This window comes from Bacillus sp. LH1 (assembly GCF_057924895.1).
The window spans coordinates 4,777,501-4,797,823 of record NZ_CM175007.1 but is presented as its reverse complement, the minus strand read 5'-3'; the positions used below and the strand labels follow the sequence as shown (position 1 = coordinate 4,797,823).

The 20,323-nt window shown below is 36.4% G+C and carries 24 protein-coding genes; 12 read left to right on the top strand and 12 right to left on the bottom strand.

Annotated elements, in window-relative coordinates; all coding sequences use genetic code 11:
- Window positions 1-86 precede the first annotated feature (86 nt).
- Complete coding sequence (gene galU / locus ACX9TM_RS24925) at window positions 87-974, top strand: UTP--glucose-1-phosphate uridylyltransferase GalU (protein WP_002097988.1); 888 nt, start codon at window positions 87-89, stop codon at window positions 972-974.
- A 45-nt stretch (window positions 975-1,019) separates the two neighbouring features.
- Here galU and ACX9TM_RS24920 read toward each other — a convergent pair whose 3' ends face one another.
- Both ACX9TM_RS24920 and ACX9TM_RS24915 read right to left on the bottom strand, forming a co-directional pair.
- Entirely contained in the window at window positions 1,020-1,613 is a 594-nt protein-coding gene (locus tag ACX9TM_RS24920; RefSeq protein ID WP_001252150.1) for a biotin transporter BioY, read from the bottom strand.
- 50 nt (window positions 1,614-1,663) lie between these two features.
- On the bottom strand, window positions 1,664-2,407 hold the full coding sequence (locus ACX9TM_RS24915) for a DUF3298 and DUF4163 domain-containing protein (protein WP_000810326.1): 744 nt from the start codon (window positions 2,405-2,407) through the stop codon (window positions 1,664-1,666).
- A gap of 95 nt (window positions 2,408-2,502) precedes the next feature.
- On the opposite strand from ACX9TM_RS24915, the gene ACX9TM_RS24910 reads away from it, so the two are divergent.
- Window positions 2,503-2,886: a hotdog fold thioesterase gene (locus tag ACX9TM_RS24910; protein ID WP_001140612.1), complete on the top strand. Its 384-nt coding sequence runs from the start codon at window positions 2,503-2,505 to the stop codon at window positions 2,884-2,886.
- Between the two features lie 39 nt (window positions 2,887-2,925).
- On the opposite strand, the gene ACX9TM_RS24905 is transcribed toward ACX9TM_RS24910, so the two are convergent.
- Window positions 2,926-4,302, bottom strand: a complete 1,377-nt coding sequence (locus ACX9TM_RS24905; RefSeq protein ID WP_000287147.1) for a glycine--tRNA ligase — start codon at window positions 4,300-4,302, stop codon at window positions 2,926-2,928.
- 346 nt (window positions 4,303-4,648) lie between these two features.
- Window positions 4,649-5,362 carry a DNA alkylation repair protein gene (locus tag ACX9TM_RS24900; protein WP_000553305.1) on the bottom strand — a complete coding sequence of 238 codons (714 nt, stop codon included), beginning with the start codon at window positions 5,360-5,362 and terminating at the stop codon, window positions 4,649-4,651.
- A 117-nt stretch (window positions 5,363-5,479) separates the two neighbouring features.
- Here ACX9TM_RS24900 and ACX9TM_RS24895 point away from each other — a divergent pair, with 117 nt between their 5' ends.
- A complete protein-coding gene (locus ACX9TM_RS24895) occupies window positions 5,480-5,947 on the top strand; it encodes a hypothetical protein (protein WP_000390061.1) in 468 nt (155 codons plus the stop codon).
- 79 nt (window positions 5,948-6,026) lie between these two features.
- Here ACX9TM_RS24895 and ACX9TM_RS24890 read toward each other — a convergent pair whose 3' ends face one another.
- On the bottom strand, window positions 6,027-7,352 hold the full coding sequence (locus ACX9TM_RS24890) for an ArsB/NhaD family transporter (protein WP_000545209.1): 1,326 nt from the start codon (window positions 7,350-7,352) through the stop codon (window positions 6,027-6,029).
- Between the two features lie 289 nt (window positions 7,353-7,641).
- On the opposite strand from ACX9TM_RS24890, the gene kapD reads away from it, so the two are divergent.
- On the top strand, window positions 7,642-8,265 hold the full coding sequence (kapD, locus tag ACX9TM_RS24885; protein WP_000344356.1) for a 3'-5' exonuclease KapD: 624 nt from the start codon (window positions 7,642-7,644) through the stop codon (window positions 8,263-8,265).
- 40 nt (window positions 8,266-8,305) lie between these two features.
- On the opposite strand, the gene kapB is transcribed toward kapD, so the two are convergent.
- Window positions 8,306-8,689, bottom strand: a complete 384-nt coding sequence (kapB, locus tag ACX9TM_RS24880) for a kinase-associated lipoprotein KapB (RefSeq protein WP_001209344.1) — start codon at window positions 8,687-8,689, stop codon at window positions 8,306-8,308.
- A 164-nt stretch (window positions 8,690-8,853) separates the two neighbouring features.
- On the opposite strand from kapB, the gene ACX9TM_RS24875 reads away from it, so the two are divergent.
- Entirely contained in the window at window positions 8,854-9,030 is a 177-nt protein-coding gene (locus ACX9TM_RS24875; protein WP_000982757.1) for a hypothetical protein, read from the top strand.
- A 68-nt stretch (window positions 9,031-9,098) separates the two neighbouring features.
- Window positions 9,099-9,638, top strand: a complete 540-nt coding sequence (sodC, locus tag ACX9TM_RS24870) for a superoxide dismutase [Cu-Zn] (RefSeq protein ID WP_000746520.1) — start codon at window positions 9,099-9,101, stop codon at window positions 9,636-9,638.
- A 200-nt stretch (window positions 9,639-9,838) separates the two neighbouring features.
- Here sodC and ACX9TM_RS24865 read toward each other — a convergent pair whose 3' ends face one another.
- Window positions 9,839-10,990 carry a MalY/PatB family protein gene (locus ACX9TM_RS24865; RefSeq protein WP_063220137.1) on the bottom strand — a complete coding sequence of 384 codons (1,152 nt, stop codon included), beginning with the start codon at window positions 10,988-10,990 and terminating at the stop codon, window positions 9,839-9,841.
- Window positions 10,991-11,107: 117 nt separating this feature from the next.
- Here ACX9TM_RS24865 and ACX9TM_RS24860 point away from each other — a divergent pair, with 117 nt between their 5' ends.
- The gene (locus ACX9TM_RS24860; protein WP_000537638.1) at window positions 11,108-11,359 is read left to right on the top strand and encodes a YugE family protein; all 252 of its coding nucleotides are present in this window, start codon (window positions 11,108-11,110) and stop codon (window positions 11,357-11,359) included.
- Between the two features lie 30 nt (window positions 11,360-11,389).
- On the opposite strand, the gene ACX9TM_RS24855 is transcribed toward ACX9TM_RS24860, so the two are convergent.
- Entirely contained in the window at window positions 11,390-12,229 is an 840-nt protein-coding gene (locus ACX9TM_RS24855; protein ID WP_001015861.1) for an alpha/beta fold hydrolase, read from the bottom strand.
- A gap of 109 nt (window positions 12,230-12,338) precedes the next feature.
- Window positions 12,339-13,331 (bottom strand): 2-hydroxyacid dehydrogenase, encoded by a 993-nt coding sequence (locus ACX9TM_RS24850; protein WP_065382089.1) that lies wholly within the window; start codon window positions 13,329-13,331, stop codon window positions 12,339-12,341.
- A gap of 118 nt (window positions 13,332-13,449) precedes the next feature.
- On the opposite strand from ACX9TM_RS24850, the gene ACX9TM_RS24845 reads away from it, so the two are divergent.
- The 3 genes from ACX9TM_RS24845 to yugI all read left to right on the top strand — a co-directional run bounded on the left by ACX9TM_RS24845 (window position 13,450) and on the right by yugI (window position 15,732).
- Window positions 13,450-13,947 carry an Lrp/AsnC family transcriptional regulator gene (locus ACX9TM_RS24845; protein WP_000255696.1) on the top strand — a complete coding sequence of 166 codons (498 nt, stop codon included), beginning with the start codon at window positions 13,450-13,452 and terminating at the stop codon, window positions 13,945-13,947.
- Window positions 13,944-15,134 carry an aminotransferase gene (locus tag ACX9TM_RS24840; protein ID WP_000808537.1) on the top strand — a complete coding sequence of 397 codons (1,191 nt, stop codon included), beginning with the start codon at window positions 13,944-13,946 and terminating at the stop codon, window positions 15,132-15,134. Before ACX9TM_RS24845 ends, ACX9TM_RS24840 begins: the two co-directional genes overlap by 4 nt.
- A 253-nt stretch (window positions 15,135-15,387) precedes the next feature.
- Window positions 15,388-15,732 carry a S1 domain-containing post-transcriptional regulator GSP13 gene (gene yugI / locus ACX9TM_RS24835; protein ID WP_000003763.1) on the top strand — a complete coding sequence of 115 codons (345 nt, stop codon included), beginning with the start codon at window positions 15,388-15,390 and terminating at the stop codon, window positions 15,730-15,732.
- A 109-nt stretch (window positions 15,733-15,841) separates the two neighbouring features.
- Here yugI and ACX9TM_RS24830 read toward each other — a convergent pair whose 3' ends face one another.
- Entirely contained in the window at window positions 15,842-16,075 is a 234-nt protein-coding gene (locus tag ACX9TM_RS24830; protein ID WP_000105788.1) for a DUF378 domain-containing protein, read from the bottom strand.
- Window positions 16,076-16,349: 274 nt separating this feature from the next.
- On the opposite strand from ACX9TM_RS24830, the gene ACX9TM_RS24825 reads away from it, so the two are divergent.
- Complete coding sequence (locus tag ACX9TM_RS24825; protein ID WP_000103654.1) at window positions 16,350-17,702, top strand: glucose-6-phosphate isomerase; 1,353 nt, start codon at window positions 16,350-16,352, stop codon at window positions 17,700-17,702.
- 107 nt (window positions 17,703-17,809) lie between these two features.
- The gene (locus ACX9TM_RS24820) at window positions 17,810-18,223 is read left to right on the top strand and encodes a YugN-like family protein (protein WP_000612334.1); all 414 of its coding nucleotides are present in this window, start codon (window positions 17,810-17,812) and stop codon (window positions 18,221-18,223) included.
- On the opposite strand, the gene ACX9TM_RS24815 is transcribed toward ACX9TM_RS24820, so the two are convergent.
- On the bottom strand, window positions 18,210-19,205 hold the full coding sequence (locus ACX9TM_RS24815; RefSeq protein WP_000842320.1) for a potassium channel family protein: 996 nt from the start codon (window positions 19,203-19,205) through the stop codon (window positions 18,210-18,212). The two genes, ACX9TM_RS24820 and ACX9TM_RS24815, sit on opposite strands and share 14 nt — an antisense overlap.
- 92 nt (window positions 19,206-19,297) lie before the next feature.
- Window positions 19,298-19,978 carry an MgtC/SapB family protein gene (locus tag ACX9TM_RS24810; RefSeq protein WP_000386676.1) on the bottom strand — a complete coding sequence of 227 codons (681 nt, stop codon included), beginning with the start codon at window positions 19,976-19,978 and terminating at the stop codon, window positions 19,298-19,300.
- Window positions 19,979-20,323: the final 345 nt, after the last annotated feature.

Below are 20,323 nucleotides of genomic sequence, written 5' to 3'. Positions count from 1 at the left end.
AAGGAACAAAAGGGAGCGAAATCTCCCTTTTGTTTTATGTAGGAAATGCTTGCTATTGATTCCGACAGGAGAGAGGGTATTTTGTGATGAAAAAAGTAAGAAAAGCGATAATCCCAGCAGCTGGATTAGGAACACGTTTTTTACCAGCAACGAAAGCAATGCCGAAAGAAATGTTACCGATAGTAGATAAACCAACGATTCAATACATTGTAGAAGAAGCAGTGAAATCGGGTATCGAAGATATTATTATCGTTACTGGTAAAACAAAGCGTTCTATTGAAGATCATTTTGATAATGCATTTGAACTAGAACAAAACTTATTAGAGAAGAAAAAATATGAGTTGCTTGAAAAAGTACAAGCTTCTTCAAAAATGGTAGATATTCATTACATCCGTCAAAAAGAGCCGAAGGGACTAGGACATGCTGTTTGGTGTGCGCGTAAATTCATTGGTGATGAGCCGTTTGCAGTGTTACTAGGTGATGATATTGTCCAAGCTGAGAAACCGTGTTTACGTCAATTAATGGATGAGTATGAAAAAACACTTTCTTCTGTTATTGGTGTACAAACTGTTCCAGAGTCGGAAACACATCGCTATGGAATTATCGATCCATTAGAACAAGAAGGTCGTCGTTACCAAGTTCGCAATTTCGTTGAGAAACCAGCACAAGGTACAGCTCCTTCAAACTTAGCAATTATGGGCCGTTACATTTTAACGCCCGAAATCTTTATGTTCTTAGAACAGCAACATGTCGGTGCTGGTGGTGAAATTCAATTAACAGATGCAATCCAAAGCTTAAATGAAATCCAACGTGTATTTGCTTACGATTTCGAAGGAAAGCGCTACGACGTAGGTGAAAAGCTAGGATTCGTTCAAACGACAATTGAAATGGCCCTGCAACACCCAGAATTACGTGATGACATGGTTGCAATGATGAAGAAAATTTTAGAAGAACAAGCGAATCAAGAGTCTTAATATAAAAAAAGAGTTATTGCAGCAAGCTGCAATAACTCTTTTTTATTATGAAATCGTCGAATGAGAATGCTGATAAGCAGAGCGACGCACAGCATAGTATATGCGAGGTGCGATAATAGCACCGATAATTGTAAATGCAATATCTTTTACTGCAAACCACATCATAATCATCCAAGCAGCTTTATAGCTCATATTACCGCCCATAAAGAGATTGACTGCTCCGTACATGTAAGTAGTACCGATTATATAAGTTAAAATAATTCCAGTGAAAGAGGCAATTGCAAATGTAATGAAAGTGGGTCTTTCTTTTTGTTCTACTAGTTTTCCTGATACGTAAGCAACGATAATAAATGCGATAATAAAACCACCAGTAGGATCTAAAAGTGCTCCAAATCCAGCTTTGAAGTTAGCGAAGATTGGTGCGCCGGCTAAGCCAACGAGCATATATACAGTCATGGATAAGGCACCAAGTCTACTTCCAAGAAGAAGACCTGCTAAAATTGCGAAAAATGGTTGCATAGATAATGGGATGCCTGCTACTTGTAAGAAAGGTGCCCAAGATACAATATTTGCACCGATGGCCATAAGAGCAACGAACATGGCAGCTAATGCTAAATCTAAAACATGAAATCTTCTCATAATGTTAACCTCCTGTTGTTTTTAGGTTAACATTATCGTAGCGAAAATATTTACTTGTTGTCAATCAAAATATTTTGATAAGAAGGCTTTAAATAGTCTCTTAGCAACGTATATGGAATACGAAATTGCGGAATTCCACTTGAATAGGGAGCAATCTCATATAAAGGGAAATAAATGACGAGATTGTCTGGCTCTAAAAAGAAGTGAAATTTTTTCATACTCATTACTTTTTCAGTTGCATCAGGAAAATAAATGCTTTCATTTTGTTTAATTTGTCGTACAATCTCTGCACGGATTACATCTTTATATTTATCCTTTTGTTGAAATAAATCGTCTAAGTGCAGCACCTTTTTTTCGTTTAAATCAAATGTATTTGCCTTCCACGTATAAAGACCGTGTGCTCCGCCAGTATATTGATAGTAATTCACATATAGGCTAAGAAAAGGTGGTTTGTTTAAAGAGACTTTATAATCAACATTTGCTACGTACGGATGAAAGGGTGTACTAGATCCTGCTGTCTCTTTATAATATTTTTTTGCTTCTTTTTCTAATTTGTTTTTAAATTTGTCAGTGGATTTTTTGTAGTATAAATTGAGTTTATTTTGAAATTTAGAATCAGAAAAGTTGTGAAAAGAAGGCCTATTTATTTGATATTCTATATAAGGTTTCTTACCTTTTTGCGTTACAGTCTTAACATCGATTGTCAGGTTAGATGCTTTGGCTGTTATTGCACAATTTGGTACAATAGTCAGCAAGGAGAACATAAGCAGTAATATACAAAATTTCTGTTTCATTTAGGTGAAGCCTCCTTATATAAGTGTTATAAGTAGTTTGAAAATAAATAGGTAAAATTATACATTTAATTAAAGTAAGAGAAGGGGGAAGCGATATGGCAAAAACTTTAATGGATTCACTTGGAATTGAGTTGTTAGAGATGACAGAAGATAAGGTAGTTGCTACGATGCCTGTTGATGAGCGTACGCATCAACCGTTTGGATTTTTACATGGAGGTGCATCGGTTGCATTAGCGGAAACAGTGGCAAGTGTTGGTTCATATAATTTAATTGATCAAGAAAAATGTATTTGTTTCGGATTAGAAATTAATGCAAACCACATTCGCTCAAAGAAAGATGGAATTGTAACGGCGATCGGAACACCGATACATAGAGGACAATCGACAATGGTTTGGGATGTTCGTATTATTGATGAAAATGATGATTTACTATGTATATCAAGATGTACAGTAGCAATTAAAGAAAAACGTGAAAAGTAAAAAAGAGGCGCTCTTACGAGCAGCCTCTTTTTCTTATAATTAGAACTGGATTTTCTTCTCTAAGAAACCTTTTAGTTCGCTAATTGGCATACGAACTTGTTCCATTGTGTCACGGTCACGTACTGTAACAGCTTTGTCTTCAACTGAGTCGAAGTCGTATGTGATACAGAATGGTGTACCGATTTCGTCTTGACGACGGTAACGTTTACCGATAGAACCAGTTTCATCAAAGTCTACCATGAAGTCTTTAGCTAATTCTGCGAATACTTCAGTAGCACCTTCAGATAGCTTCTTAGATAATGGTAAGATAGCTGCTTTGTATGGTGCTAAAGCAGGGTGGAAACGAAGAACTGTACGAGAATCGTTTTCTAATTGCTCTTCTTCATATGCATCACATAAGAATGCTAATGTTACGCGGTCTGCGCCTAAAGATGGCTCGATGCAGTATGGCACGTAACGCTCATTCGTTTGTGGATCAATATAGTTAAAGTCTTCGTTTGAATGTTCCATGTGACGTTTTAAGTCGAAGTCTGTACGAGATGCAACGCCCCAAAGTTCGCCCCAACCGAATGGGAATTTGAATTCAATGTCAGTTGTTGCATTACTGTAGTGAGATAACTCTTCTTCACCGTGGTCACGAAGACGCATGCTCTCTTCAGACATACCAAGTGAAAGTAACCAGTTTTTACAAGTTTCACGCCAGAATGCAAACCACTCTAAATCTTCACCAGGCTTACAGAAGAATTCAAGTTCCATTTGTTCGAATTCACGTGTACGGAATGTGAAGTTACCAGGCGTGATTTCGTTACGGAAACTCTTACCGATTTGGCCGATACCAAATGGAAGCTTTTTACGCATAGAGCGTTGAACGTTTTTGAAGTTTACGAAAATACCTTGTGCTGTTTCAGGACGAAGGAAGATTTCGTTTGTGCTAGACTCTGTAACACCTTGGAATGTTTTGAACATTAAGTTGAACTGACGGATTTCAGTGAATTCTTCACTACCGCAATCAGGACATTTTACTTCATGTTCTTTCATTAAGTCAGCCATTTGGTCGAAAGTAAGACCGTCAACAACCATTTCGATGCCTTTTGCATCTAAAGCATCCTCAATTAATTTGTCAGCACGGTGACGAGCTTTACATTTTTTACAGTCAATCATTGGATCGTTGAAGTTACCAACGTGACCAGAAGCGATCCAAGTTTTAGGGTTCATTAAAATAGCTGCGTCTAAACCAACGTTGTGTGGAGATTCTTGAATGAATTTTTTCCACCAAGCTTTTTTAACGTTATTTTTTAATTCGATTCCAAGTGGACCGTAATCCCAAGTGTTTGCAAGACCACCGTAAATTTCAGAACCAGGGAAAACAAAACCGCGATGTTTCGCTAAGTTTACAACTTGTTCCATTGAATACATAAGAAAATCCTCCTTTTGAAAGTTAACGTATTGGCGATGACATACTCTGATACTTTGGAAACGAGCAGTATATGCTAAAAAGAACATAAAAAAACGCTCATCCCAAGGCTTATTTGCCTAGGGACGAGCGTTTGCCCGCGGTTCCACCCTAGTTGATACACAAAAGGTGCATCCACTTTATCATGTATTGCTCGGGACTGCCGTTTCCTTGCGGCTTCAGGCTTTCACTATCCCTGAATCGCTTTTTATGCAAGTACTTATAAGTCCGTCATCGCTACTTATATTAATAATAATGAACATATTCTAACACGTTCTTTTTTAAATCTCAATAGAGGAACGCGTCTATCTATGATAGAGTCTCGCCTATTTTTTCATTATTTATTCCGTAATTTTGCTTAATATGCTTAATTGCTTCACGCTTACTTAATGGAGCGAGCTCATTGTTTTGAACGTATTCCCAAACTACATCCGGATTTGTTTTTGCATATTCACGAAGGACCCAGCCAATCGCTTTTTGAATGAAAAATTCTTTTGAAGAATGTAGTTGTCCAATAATCCAGAAAAGAAGTTCTTCATCCATCTTTTGTTTATATTTTAGTTGGAATAAAATAGCGGCACGTTGTAACCATATGTTATCTGATGCAATCCATTTTGGAATATAGGCAGAAATTAATTCTGGATGTTTTAAAAAGATATCGCCTAAAAATGTAGGGACGATGCTATCGACAGAGTCCCACCAAGATTTTGTGACAATCAGTTCTTCTAAGAAGGGGATATGAGTTTCGTTTATATGCTTTTTATATTTTTGCATAATATCAAGTGCGGCCGCTTGGAATTCACGTTCTGGTAAGTCCCAAAGCTCACGTATGATAATTTGGAAGTCTTTTTGATCTGGGAGAGTATGTATTTGAATGATGTCTTTTAATAATTGGCGTCTTTCCGGTGTTTGAATACCTAGAAATAGGAAGTGATTTTTCATATAACGAGCCATAGGTTCTGCTTTTTCAGGATTTTGATGAGCTGTGAAATGCTCTTGTAATGCTTTTACAAATGGATGCATAAGTGTTGCTCCTCTCTTATTCTCTTTCTTCTCTTATTATACAAAGAGTTTGGATAAATTTTAAAACATAACTTGCAATGTAATGAAATATGTTGAAAGTAGAGAGGAGAGGATAAGATGGAGGATCAAGGCGTATTAGCAGGTTTCTTTGCTCTTAGTTTTGCGTTTATTCTTGTTATATTGATTTGGGCAATTATTTCATATTTGTTAACGGCTTTTGCACTTTATTCGATGGCGAAAAATGATGGTGCAACGGACGGGGTGCTTGCGTTTATTCCGTTTTTGAATAGTAAGACATGGGGTGACTTAGCGAAAGATAAATTACCAGATTTTTTGAAAGAAGAAGCAGGGTGGAAAGTATTCGGTATATACGTTGCATGTTTTATTTTTAATTTCGTACCAATTATAAGTTTACTAGCAACAGCTGTATCGATTGTATTGTCCATTTATCTTATCTACGCTATTTTAGACAGATACGGAACGAACTCTATATTATTTACGATTATTCATGTAATCACATTTTCAGTGTTCTTACCGATTCATTTATTTATCATTCGAAATGAACCGGTGAGATATAAAGAGTAGATTTTTCTTTTTTGTTGATAAGTCGATATATTTTAGATATAAGTAAAAAAGCGCCCTGATTATCAGAGCGCTTTTTTTACTACATAAGATAGCGTAAATAAATATAAATGTGAGAAATGATTAATGAAACGATCATAATTGGGAAACCGACTTTTAGGAAGTCCATGTAACTAAATTTATGTCCTTCGCGGCTCGCGATACCTGCAACGATTACGTTAGCAGAAGCTCCGATTAATGTTCCGTTTCCGCCCAGACAAGCACCTAGTGCTAATGCCCACCATAATACATCGATTTGTGCGTCAGATGGTGATAAGCCTAGCCCAACTGCCATATCGTTAATAAGTGGAATCATTGTTGCAACGAATGGGATGTTATCAATTGTTGCAGAGGCGATACCAGATACCCATAAGATAAGGATGGATGCGTAAGAAATATCTCCGCCTGTTATACCAATTACTTTTTGAGCTAACATTTTGATAAGACCGATATCGATAAGTCCTCCAACAAGTACGAATAGCCCTGCGAAGAAGAAGATTGTTACCCACTCTACACTTGCGAATACCTCTTCAATTTCATGTTCTTTCACACCAATTAACATAAGTACAGTAGCACCAGTTAAGGCGATAATAGCGGCATCAATATGGAAAATAGAATGAGTCATGAAACCTACAATTGTAAGTCCAAGTACCGTTAAAGATTTTTTCATTAATACTGGATCTTTAATGTATTGTTTTTCATCTAAGCTCATTAATTTTTTAACTTGTACAGGATCGGCAATTAATTGTTTACGGTACATGAAGTAAAGTATTGTTGCTGTAACTGCAATAATAATAATTACGATTGGTGCTAGATTTAATAGGAAAGCATTGAAGTCTAAATGCTTATTTGCAGAACCAATCATAATGTTAGGTGGATCACCAATTAATGTTGCTGTTCCTCCAATATTTGAAAAAATAATTTCAGAAAGTAAATAAGGAACAGGATTTACTTGCAGTATGCGCGTAATAGATAAAGTAACTGGAACAACAAGAAGTACAGTTGTAACGTTATCTAAAAATGCGGAGCCAAGCGCGGTAAGTAGGGAAAGGGAAATTAAAATTTTAATTGGATTTCCTTGTGCCCCTTTTGCTGCTTTAATGGCAACGTATTGGAAAACACCTGATTTACTCGTAATGTTCACCAAAATCATCATACCGATGAGTAGCGTAATCGTTCCCCATTCAATATGTTTCGTAAAGGCGTTATGTAAATCGACGACCCCCACAATTACCATGAATGCTGCACCGAGAAGTGCGATGACAGCGCGATTAATTTTTTCAGAAATAATAATGGCATATGTAATTAAAAAGACTGCGATAGCAAAATAATACTGCCAGTTAGCGAGTTCTTGCGTTGTTTCGTGCAAAAATCTCATCTCCTTTCATTCATTTTTCTTAGTGTGTCAAATATTAACTAGATGAAACACACATAACGTCATTATAAAGTAGAAAAACTGCGGATGTAAATGAAAGGAGAGATTTTGTCATATTTTCTGCATAGGTCATTTTTTCTTATTTTTTAAAATATTTGTGGGCATTTGACATATATATAAGATACATCCAATCTGAATATTTAAAATGGAATTAGCATTCGAGCTTGTTCGTGTAGGAGTTTCAAATAGAAAGGAATGACAAAAATGATAAGGAAGGGATCGTATGGATGAACAACGATTTTTATTTTTAGACTTTGAGTTTACGATGCCCCAGCATAGAAAGAAACCGAAAGGATTTTTTCCAGAGATTATTGAGGTAGGACTCGTTTCAGTTGCTGGCTGTAAGGTAGAAGATACGTATTCATCACATGTCAGGCCGAAAACATTTCCTTCTTTAACGGATCGATGTAAGAAGTTTTTAGGAATAAAACAAGAAGTCGTGGATAAAGGGATTTCATTTCCTGAACTCGTTAAGAAGCTTGCAGAATACGAAACGAAATGTAAACCGACAATTGTAACGTGGGGAAATATGGATATGAAAGTGCTGAAACATAATTGTGAAATGGCAGGGATAGCTTTTCCATTCTTCGGACAGTGTCGTGATTTATCGCTTGAGTATAAGAAGTTTTTTGGAGAAAGAAATCAAACAGGATTATGGAAAGCAATTGAGGCGTATGGAAAAGTAGGGACAGGGAAGCATCATTGTGCGCTTGATGATGCGATGACGACGTACAATATTTTTAAACTAGTAGAAAAAGATAAAGAGTATTTAGTAAAGCCAGCACCTCCAACATTAGGAGAACTTGTTGATTTTTCAAAAGTGTTAAAGAAAGTGAGCACACAGTAACGACCAAATTGCACATTATGTAATTTGGTCGTTTTGTTTTTTAGAGTTTGTAGTCTTTCTTTAACTGTTGTAATGTTTCTAGACTACGCTCTGCAAAAGGTGAATCATCTTCAGAAAATGAATTCATTTGAGTTTCTAATGCTAATTTTAGTGACTCGGTATAATCCGGAATTTCTCCTTCATATTTTTTCACCATTTGCTCTGGAATGTTCGTCTGTTCACGGAAAGCTAAAGCGCGTCTTTCATGGAAAAATGGTACGTCAGCTTGTTTTACGTTATGTAAGTCACCTTGCACCGGATGTTTTAAAACAGCTAATACTTTTACGACGTAACTGCCAGGGCGGCTATTTGTAACTTCGCCGATGTATTTTCCTGTTTTATAAATACCAGTAACGATTTCGCCAATTTCAAATGTTTCTCTCATATTTTTCACCTCAAGTTTATAGTAAGGAAAGTAGGAGAAGGAGTCAAAGAAATCATTTGCTTTCAGAACGCCCCTTGAGAATATAGATAGGTTCCACTATAATTTAAAATGATATAACAGAAAATTCTGATGTTTTATAAATCCTATAATAAGGAGTGTTCTATATGATGCCTTTATATTTTCCGGAAGATAAAACAGAATATATTATTCCAGGGATTGTTTGCGTTCTATTTATTATCGGTGCTATTGCCACGTGGCGCATGTTTATTCGTGTATCAAAAAGAGAAGCAGAGCGATTGCAGAAAGTTGAAGAAAAACTATTAGCTGAAAAGAAACAGTAATGCATTTTTGTATGTTTCCCTCTATGCTCGGACAATCTAAGGGCAGAATATATTTTGGAGGGAATAAAATGAAGAAACGGCTTTTTTTCAGTTGTTGTTTATTATTTCTGATGGCAGGTTGTGACCAAGGAAAGCCGAAAGAAATTGAAGTGAAATTACATAATGCTTCAGGAGATGAAGTAGGGACTGCGAAAGTAGTGCAGCAAACAAGTGGCGTGAAAATTACGATTAAAGGAGAAGGTTTCACGCCAGGACCACACGGACTACATGTACATGAAATCGGAGAGTGTAAGGCACCTCGTTTTGAATCATCCGGGAATCATTTTAATCCTGATGATAAAAAACATGGTCTTCTTAATCCGAAGGGTGCAGAAAACGGTGATTTACCGAACGTAGTTGCAGATGGTTCTGGAAAGATTAAAGCGGAAATCGATGCACCTCACATCACACTTGAAGAAGGAAAAACGACGATTCATAGAAAAGATGGAGCGTCTATTATTATTACAGAAAACCCTGATGATGGTATGACTCAACCGACAGGTAAATCAGGGGATCGAATTGCTTGTGGCGTAATTGTAAAAAAAGCATCGGATATGAAGAAAAAGTAAAAGCTACCGTGAATGGTAGCTTTCTTTGTGAAATGTAATTAAAAATATATCAGCGATTATTGGAATATATCGACTGTAACTCAAATTATATCGGCGATTATTGGAATATATCGACCGTAACTTGAAATATAGCGACTTACCGACAAAATATTACAAAGGAGTCTGTCCAAGAATGATTAGGGGGACAGACTCCTTTCTTATTATGAAAACGTATGACGCAGTCTGTTTAAAATTTCTTCTAAAACAGATCGTGGACAGCCGATATTAATTCGAATATGTTCTTCGCCACCTAACCCGTATTTCTCACCAGGTTCAACAATGATTTTTCCTTTTTCCTCAAGTAATGCAGTACGCTCGTTTTGAGAAAGCTTTAGACGAGAACAATCAATCCATAATAAAAAGCTACCTTCTGGCTTCGTTACGGAAAGAGCAGGTATGTGAGTTTTAATATATTCACAAGCAAATTGAGCGTTATCTTCTATATATAATCGAATTTCGTTTAGCCAATCATTACATTCTGTATAGGCACTTTGCATCGCTGTATAAGCGAAGATATTTAATCCGTGGAAGCCTTGTCTATATTGGATAGATGTAAAGGCTTGACGGAGTTTTTCATTTGGAATGATAATAATCGATGCTTGTAATCCAGCGATATTAAATGTTTTACTTGGAGCCATACAAGTAATCGTGCGAGCTGCTAATTCTTCAGATAAAGAAGCGAACGGTGTATGTGTATGATCTGCGTAAATAATATCGGAATGAATTTCATCCGCCACAACGATTACGTTATATTTAGTACATAACGATCCGAGCTGCAAAAGTTCCTCTTTCGTCCAAACGCGCCCGATTGGGTTATGAGGGCTACAAAGAAGCATGAGTTTGATGCCTTGCTGAAACTGCTTTTCTAAATGCTTGAAGTCTATCACATATGTATCATTTTGTTTCTGTAATGGACTCACGTATAACTGTCTGTTGTTTGTTGTGACCATTTCGAAAAATGGAGGATAAATAGGTGGTTGTACGAGAACGGATTCGTTTTCTTTTGTGAAAGCCTGTATGCTCGTACTAAGAGCTGGAACGATTCCGGCGCTAAAGACAATCCATTCTTTTTGAATATCCCAATCGTATTGTTGTTTTGTCCAGTTACAAATAATATTCCCAATATTTTCGGGAGGAAGTGTATAGCCAAAAATCGGATGTTCGATTCGTTGTTTTAAGGCAGTTTGAATTGGTTTTGGTACTTCAAAATCCATATCAGCAATCCAAGCATGGATAAGTTCTTCGTTTTTATATGTATCCCATTTTATACTATGCGTTCCACGTCGATTGATTGCTTTATGAAATAGTTGCATAAGTTTGCTCCCTTCTTCTGTAAAACCAATAAGTTATGAAAGTTCTCTCTCTTCTTATAGAATAGCTGATGTGATAGGATAAAGAAAAGTATTAAAAAGTGAAAAGGCGGGAAGCGAATGGGTACATATGAAAAGATGATAGAGGTTGTGAAGAATTGGGATCCGTTTCAAATGGGACCGGAGTTTTATGAAACAGAAGCGAGCGATGTTGTGAACGTCATAAGTGTGTTTGACGATCCAAAATACATCGCAAAGAAGATTCAACATATATACTTTATGTCTTTTGAGGAAGTACCTGCGCTTGAAAAATGTGAGAAATTAGCTATGGAATTACTTGTAATAAAAGAAGGTGGAAGCTGTTCATTATAGGCTGTCGGAATTTCCGACAGCCTTTTTATATTACTGCGCAGAAAAAGCCATAATTTCTTCATAAACATGTTCCGGTTTTTCTTCAGGTAGTAAATGTCCTGTGTTTTCGTAAGAAATAAATTTCGAATTCGGTAAATCTTTGTGTAGACGATGACCTACATGTACAGGGACGACGCGGTCTTTTTCACCCCAAATGAGTAGGATAGGTGTTTCGATTTTTTGTAATTCAGTTGAAGATAAGTCACCTTCACGGTCTCGTATCATGCGAGTTAAAGCGGGAAATATACGGTTGTCATAAAAAGGAGCGGAGTAACCTTTTTTCATTTCATCGTCAATTAATGAGTGATCATGAACGACATTCATTAAGTTATGAACAATGCCGCGCCGTATAATCCAGTTCTTTACGTATAAATGAAAGAACGGTAAATAAGAAGAGTATAGTAAAGGTAAGGTTGCGCGCGCTAAATAGCTCGAGCTACATAGTAAAATCGTCTTTGAAATGAGTTCAGGACGTATACGGTTTACATAGAGAGAAATTTGCCCACCCATAGAATGCCCAACTAATACAATGTTTGAGAGAGATAAATGTTCAATTAAATCAATAATAATCGTTGCTAAATTGTGATAAGAATACTTAAACAGATGAGACTTATCACTTTTTCCGAACGGTGGTAAATCAAGAGCAATGACTGTTCCTTCCTTCGCTAGTAAAGGAATGAGACGGCGGTAACTGAATGAGGAAGATAAAAAGCCGTGAACGAGTACGAAAGTAGGGCGTTCTGTTTTATTATCATGTTCATACAATTCGTAATGAACAGTAGTGCCGCGAGTGGAAAAAGTGAAATAAGGACAAGTATATTTATGATTCATTTTTTGTCACTCCATTGATTTTTGTTCATATCATCTCCAAGGAAGAAGAAAATATGTTAACAAAAAAAGGCAAGATGACGATGTCATCTTGCCTTTCGTTTATTCAGTATTACCCGCGCACAATATTAGGCGGTGTTTTTCCTTGTAATCCTGCAACTAAATTTTCAGCGGCGGCCATGGCCATTTGCTGACGAGTTTTTAATGTTGCAGATCCGATGTGCGGTAAAGTCACAACATTTTGTAATGATAAGAGTGGATTATCTTTTTGAATTGGCTCTTGTGTAAAAGTATCGATGCCTGCTGCAAAGATTTTCTTTTCTGTTAAAGCATGGATTAACGCTTCTTCATCTACTGTTTTCCCCCGAGAAGCATTAATGAAGATTGCTGTTTCTTTCATTAATGAAAATTCCTTTTCTCCGATAAGGTGATATGTTTCATCTGTTAATGGAGTAAGAAGAACAATAAAGTCAGACTGCTTCAGTAGCGTCTGTAAATCACAATATGTAGCATCGAATTTTTGTTCAGCTTCTTCTTTACGACGGCGGTTATAGTAAAGAACATTCATATCAAATCCGAATTTTGCTCGTTTTGCAACGGCTTCTCCAATTCGGCCCATACCGATAATACCAATTGTGCTATGGTGTACATCTAGTCCGAAGTGTTCTTTTCCGATTTCAGCGTTCCATTCACCATTTTTTACGTAAGAATCGAGTTCGCAAACGCGGCGCCCAGCTGATAGCATAAGGGCGAAAACGAGATCAGCTACTGTATCATCTAATACGTATGGTGTATTCGTTCCGATAACCTTTCGATTTTTCATCGCTTGTAAATCAAAATTATCGTAACCAACAGAAATGTTGCTCACTACTTTTAAGTTAGGAGCCACTGTCAGTAATTCTTCATTAATAGCAGATCCGAAATTTAATAACCCATCTTTATCTTGTATTTTCTCTAATAGAACATCACGAGGTACTTTCTCATTTTGATCCCATTTTTCATAATCACAGTGTTCTGATAAATAGTTTTCTACAAATGTCGGAACTGGTTCAGCAATATAAATTTTTGGTTTCACGGTTCCATCCCCTTTCGCTTTATCACGCATTTTTCCGCTGATTAAAGTTTCACTTTATTTTGACATAATTCAATAGAAAAATCTTCTTTTCAAACTGGAAAGGGTATTTGTATAATTTAGACACAAACGAAAAGGAAGGATGATTTATATGGTGACAGAAAAAGAATTAGAATTATTAGCTTGTCTTGAAAAGAGTAGTCGATTATCTGTAGATACATTAGCGAAGCTGTTAAATATAGAAGTAGAAGAAGTAAAGAAGATGGTTGCGAGATTAGAAAATGAAAAGATTATTGTGGATTATGTAACACATATCGATTGGACGAAAGTGAAAGAACATACAGGTTTAACGGCAATGATCGATGTGAAAGTTACGCCAAAGCATGGCGTTGGGTTTGATGCGGTTGCTGAGCAAATTTATCGTTATTCAGAAGTGAAATCCGTTTATTTAATGTCAGGGACATATGATCTTTCTATTACATTAGAAGGTAAAACGATGGGGGAAGTAGCGATGTTTGTTTCTGAGAAATTAGCAACAATTGAATCTGTCGTTTCTACAACTACTCATTTCATTTTGAAGAAGTATAAACATGAGGGCGTTATTTATGAAAAAGACGATGATGATAAGCGAATTGTGGTGACACCATGAAGCAATTTGAACTATCTAGATCAGCAGAATCTTTAAAACCATCTGGTATTCGAAAATTTTTTGATTTAGCAGCAAATATGAAAGGTGTTATTTCCCTCGGGGTAGGAGAGCCGGATTTTGTTACCCCTTGGAATGTAAGGCAAGCATGTATTCGTTCTTTGGAACAAGGGTATACGTCATATACAGCAAATGCAGGATTATTGGAGCTCCGTCAAGAAATAGCAAAGTATCTAAAAAAACAATTTGCAGTATCTTATGATCCAAGTGATGAAATCATTGTTACAGTTGGAGCGAGCCAGGCGTTAGATGTAGCGATGCGTGCCATTATAAATCCTGATGATGAAGTGCTCATTGTTGAACCAAGCTTCGTTTCTTATGCACCACTTGTGACATTAGCTGGAGGAGTTCCGGTTCCTGTGGAGACTAAGCTAGAAAACGAGTTTAAAGTACAACCAGAACAAATTGAAGCAGCTATTACAGCGAAAACAAAGGCGATTTTGCTTTGTTCACCAAATAACCCGACAGGTGCAATGCTAAATAAATCCGAGCTTGAAGAAATAGCAGTGATTGTTGAGAAGTACAATCTAATTGTATTATCTGATGAAATTTATGCAGAGCTTGTATACGACGAAGCATATACAAGTTTCGCGAGTATTAAAAATATGCGCGAGCATACGATTTTAATTTCAGGATTTTCCAAAGGATTTGCGATGACAGGATGGCGTCTCGGTATGATTGCAGCTCCTGTTCAGTTTTCAGAATTGATGCTCAAAATTCACCAATATTCCATGATGTGTGCACCGACGATGTCTCAGTTCGCAGCACTTGAAGCGTTACGTGCGGGGAATGATGAAGTAATTCGGATGAGAGATAGTTATAAGAAGCGTCGTAATTTTATGACGACATCTTTCAATGAAATGGGCTTAACGTGTCATGTGCCGGGCGGAGCATTTTATGTTTTCCCTTCTATATCTTCAACAGGATTATCTTCAGCGGAATTTGCAGAACAGTTATTGCTGGAAGAAAAAGTAGCTGTTGTCCCTGGTAGCGTATTTGGCGAAAGTGGTGAAGGGTTTATTCGTTGTTCTTATGCGACGTCGCTTGAACAACTTATGGAAGCAATGAAGAGAATGGAACGGTTTGTTGAAAATAAAAAAAGGACAAAACGTAATACGTTTTGTCCATAAAAGGGGGGGAATACTAGAAAGCCATGTGTTAGTAGTCTATCCCAATATTGGAGAATTATACTTCTTTAAGGGAAATTTTTCATGAATTTTGAATGAGTTCTGTCATAGTGGTATAATTTACTAATATAAGGTATGCGCATTCTAGATATTGTTATCTAGAATGCGTACTAACCAATCGGATATTTAAAATAAATATATCTGCTTTGCTCTCTATAATTGTAGAGAGAATGGTAAACGTATGGGAGTGTTTCATATGTCAGAACAATATACAACAGGAGTGGTTGTAACAGGGAAAGTGACTGGAATTCAAGATTACGGTGCGTTTGTAGCGTTAGATGCAGAAACACAAGGACTTGTGCATATATCTGAAATTACAAATGGATATGTAAAGGATATTCATGACTTTTTAAAGGTCGGCGATACAGTAGAAGTAAAGGTACTTTCAATTGATGAAGAGCACAGAAAAATGAGTTTATCGTTAAAAGCGGCGAAAAGAAAACAAGGAAGGATTCTTATACCGAACCCATCTGAAGACGGATTTAATACGCTGCGAGAAAAGTTGGCAGAATGGATTGAAGAGTCCGAGTTAACAAAGTAAAAGAGGAACGCATATGAGCGTTCCTCTTTTACTTTATCTTATGATATATATTTGCAAATATGATTGCATGCAATCATATTCGTATGTCGGAGGTGAAAGGACATACTGATTATCGAATTTCGTTTGTTTCTGGGTGCGTACCAAGATTTTCAGATGGTTTAAACAGTAAACCAAGGTTGATAAGCCCAGATATACCAACGATGCCGTAAATAATACGTGCAAGAGCTGAATTTTGTCCACCGAAAATGGCTGCTACTAAGTCAAACTGGAAAAACCCGATTAGTCCCCAGTTCACAGCGCCAATTACAGTAAAGACTAATGCGATACGTTGCAAAGTACTCATGAAAAAGCCCCCCTTAATTGTGAAGCATGAGCAAGCGATGAGTTAATTAACTCTTTTATAGAATGGGGTAGTTATGTTGTTTTTATACATAAAAAATGTTTAGAAAAGGATGTATATACATCTATACCGAAAAATGCGAATTTTTATGCAAAAAATGAACTTTTTCTAAAAAATATATATTGGTTACGTTTACAATTGCCTAATCGCTTGATTTACAACTTCAGTTTCGCTAAAGTGAATACAGAAATACATATCCATAATTGGAGGGAAAAAGATGAGTACACATGTAACGTTCGACTATTCTAAAGCGTTATCCTTCATCGGTGAACATGAAATCACTTATTTACGTGATGCAGTGAAAGTAACACATCACGCAATCCACGAAAAAACTGGAGCTGGGAACGATTTCCTTGGGTGGGTAGACCTTCCGCTTCAATATGACAAAGAAGAATTCGCTCGCATTCAAAAATGCGCAGAAAAAATTAAAAATGACTCTGACATTTTACTTGTTGTAGGTATTGGTGGTTCTTACCTAGGAGCACGCGCAGCAATCGAAATGTTAAACCATTCTTTCTACAACACGCTTTCTAAAGAACAACGTAAAACTCCACAAGTGCTATTTGTTGGACAAAACATTAGCTCCACTTACATGAAAGATTTAATGGACGTATTAGAAGGTAAAGACTTCTCTATTAACGTTATTTCCAAATCAGGTACAACAACAGAGCCAGCACTAGCATTCCGTATCTTCCGTAAGTTATTAGAAGAAAAGTATGGAAAAGAAGAAGCTCGCAAACGTATTTATGCAACTACAGATAAAGCGCGTGGTGCATTAAAAACATTAGCTGATAACGAAGGTTACGAAACATTTGTTATTCCAGATGATGTTGGAGGTCGTTTCTCTGTATTAACGCCAGTTGGTTTATTACCAATCGCAGTAAGTGGCTTAAATATTGAAGAGATGATGAAAGGTGCAGCTGCTGGTCATGATGACTTCGGAACATCAGAACTAGAAGAAAATCCAGCTTACCAATACGCAGTAGTTCGTAACGCTTTATACAATAAAGGAAAAACAATTGAAATGCTTGTTAACTATGAGCCAGCACTTCAATACTTCGCTGAGTGGTGGAAACAGTTATTTGGTGAAAGTGAAGGAAAAGATCAAAAAGGTATTTTCCCATCTTCAGCAAACTTCTCAACTGATTTACACTCATTAGGTCAATACGTTCAAGAAGGGCGTCGTGACTTATTTGAAACAGTTCTTAAAGTAGGTAAATCTACACATGAACTAACAATCGAATCAGAAGAAAACGATTTAGACGGATTAAACTACCTTGCTGGTGAAACTGTAGACTTCGTAAACACAAAAGCATACGAAGGTACATTACTTGCACATAGCGACGGGGGAGTACCAAACTTAATCGTAAATATTCCTGAATTAAATGAGTACACATTCGGTTACCTTGTATACTTCTTCGAAAAAGCATGTGCGATGAGCGGCTACTTATTAGGCGTGAATCCATTTGACCAACCTGGAGTAGAAGCATACAAGAAAAACATGTTTGCTTTACTTGGTAAACCAGGATTTGAAGAATTAAAAGCAGAATTAGAAGAGCGTTTAAAATAATAAAAAGCGACCGGATTCCGGTCGCTTTTTATTATTTTATCGAAAAGTCCATCAGTATATTCAAACTAAAGTGGGTATGCTAAAGGAAAAGTCTAGGAGGGATGGGCTTGATTCCGATTCAATCAAATTTAGAAGGACGTACATATGCGTTATATAAGTTAGAAGAGATTATGAAACCACTTGGATATAGCATCGGTGGTAATTGGGATTATGATAAAGGATGCTTCGATTACAAAATTGATGAAGAAGATGGGTATCAATTTTTACGAGTTCCATTTACAGCCATTGATGGAGAACTAGATGTACCAGGCGTAATAGTTCGTCTTGGAACGCCGTATATTCTTTCGCACGTATATCAAGACGAACTAGATGATAATGTGAATACTTTAACAGCTGGAACGAGTGGAATGGATCAATTTGCTGAGCCGAAAGATCCAGATGGAGATGTGAAAAGAAAATATATCAATATTGGGAAAGTGCTCATGCAAGAATTAGAGCGTCATTTTACTAATGGTGAATAACAATGAGTATGTCGCTTTCAATGAGAACAAAGGAATGAACTGGATTAATCATATATTGTTCGTCGCGCTTTATACCTAGTAAGAGAATGTTTTGCTTTAAAAGAGTATAGCTACAATTGGCAAAAGTTTGTCCGGTGCAGGACGATGGAAGCTCCATCAGTTGTAATTTATTATCAGAGATTTCGTCGTAAAGTGAAAATAGTACACCTGAAATGGAAGGGAATAAAAGAGAAGCGGTAAATACATAGCTCGTTAATTTATTTCCTTCTATAATTTCTGACACGCCAGCTCTCGTTGCATTTTGTATTTGTTCAGAAGTAAGAAGTTCAGCGATGCAGTGAATGTTTGGGTTGAGCCCTTTTGCAGTTAAAATATTTAAAATGGACTGTGTATCCGCTAAGCTTTCGTTTTTTTCTTTATCAGCTGTTATTAATATGGTGTGTGCCGTTGCAATATTGGCTTTTAATAAAGTTTGATCGTGATGCGGACAACCTTTTATAAATTCTAAATGATGAAATGGTTTTGGGAGTAAAGAAAGTGTTTCATCAATTAAAACGATATCAAGGTTTGGTTGTAATACGTGCATTTGCTTTACAACATGTTTTGCGCGCTCATTCCAGCCAACGATAATCATATGACCGTTAGAAGTAGCGGCTTCTTCACCTTTAATTTTCATATATTGTTTATTAATCATTTCAGTAGCAAACAGCACCATATAATAAGAACAAAAGCCAGTTCCTAATAAAATAATACTTATACCTATTAGTTTTCCTATCGTCGTATGGGGAGCAAAGTCTCCATATCCAACTGTAAAAATGGTAACGATTGACCACCAAATTCCGTCAAACCATGTAGTGAAATGAAAAGGTTCTAATCTATGTATAAGAAAACCGGAAAAAGCAGTCAGTACAATAATAAAACAAATTAAACGAAAAATAATGGAATCACGAAATGTATCTACTAAATTCGGACGGGATTTCAATTGCCTATTCCTCCTTACTTTGTAGGACTACATTCATTGTTGCCATTATAGAAAAAAGAAAAACTCTCTAATTAAAGAGAGTTTGTTTTATGTTACATACTTTCCACTTCAGTTTGTTGGACACTTTCAAGATGCTGGAGAGCATAGTAAACATCAGCAGTATGTCTTTTTTGATCAATGGACAGTTTAAGATGTAAATAGTGAGAACCGTTTTCTAATGTTTTAAGCTTCATATTCTTAACTTTTATATCCATTTCTTTTATTTCTTCAATTACGATTGGGATATTGTCCATATTTCGTACAACAAGTTTCACAGCGATATCACGTTGACGAAATGATCTAGGGCCTACATATTTCATCGCGAGTGGTATAAGTTCGACACTAATCATAAGGAAACACATTCCGAATATCGCTTCAATATAGAATCCGGCCCCAACAGCAATACCAATACCAGAAGCACCCCAGATCATAGCGGCAGTCGTGAGCCCTGCAATGCTATCGTTACCTCTTCTTAAAATTACGCCAGCACCTAAAAAACCAATTCCTGATACAATTTGAGCGGCAAGTCGAAGTGGATCCATATTCATATGATCGGTATGTGGTAAGTTATAAGCTGCTTTAATAGAAACAATCGTTAGGAGGCAACTAATAATAGAAATAACTAAACACGTTTTTAAACCAAGTGGTTTCCGTTTTAATTCACGTTCTAAACCAATGGCAAATCCTAAAATAGCCGAGAGACCTAGTTTGATTAATAAATCGGTATAGTCCATATATATTCCTCCCTGTATGATATGCTATATGAATAAAACGCTTATTATAGAAAGAAACGTCTTTTGATAGAGTAACTTTATATAAAATATATGTAGGAATTGCTCATACATGAAAGAGATATTTCGTTTAAGTATATGATATAAAAAAAGAAATGTGGGCAGTTTTAAAAAAAGTTTATAAAAGGTGTTGCATTTCATTTTTCACCATGATATATTAATAACCGTCGCTGATGCGGAAACGCAGAAAACGACAAAAAAGAAATTGAAAAACTTAGTTGACATCGAAAAACGAAGATGTTAACATAAGGAAGTCGCAAATGAGCGACCAAGTAGTTCTTTGAAAAC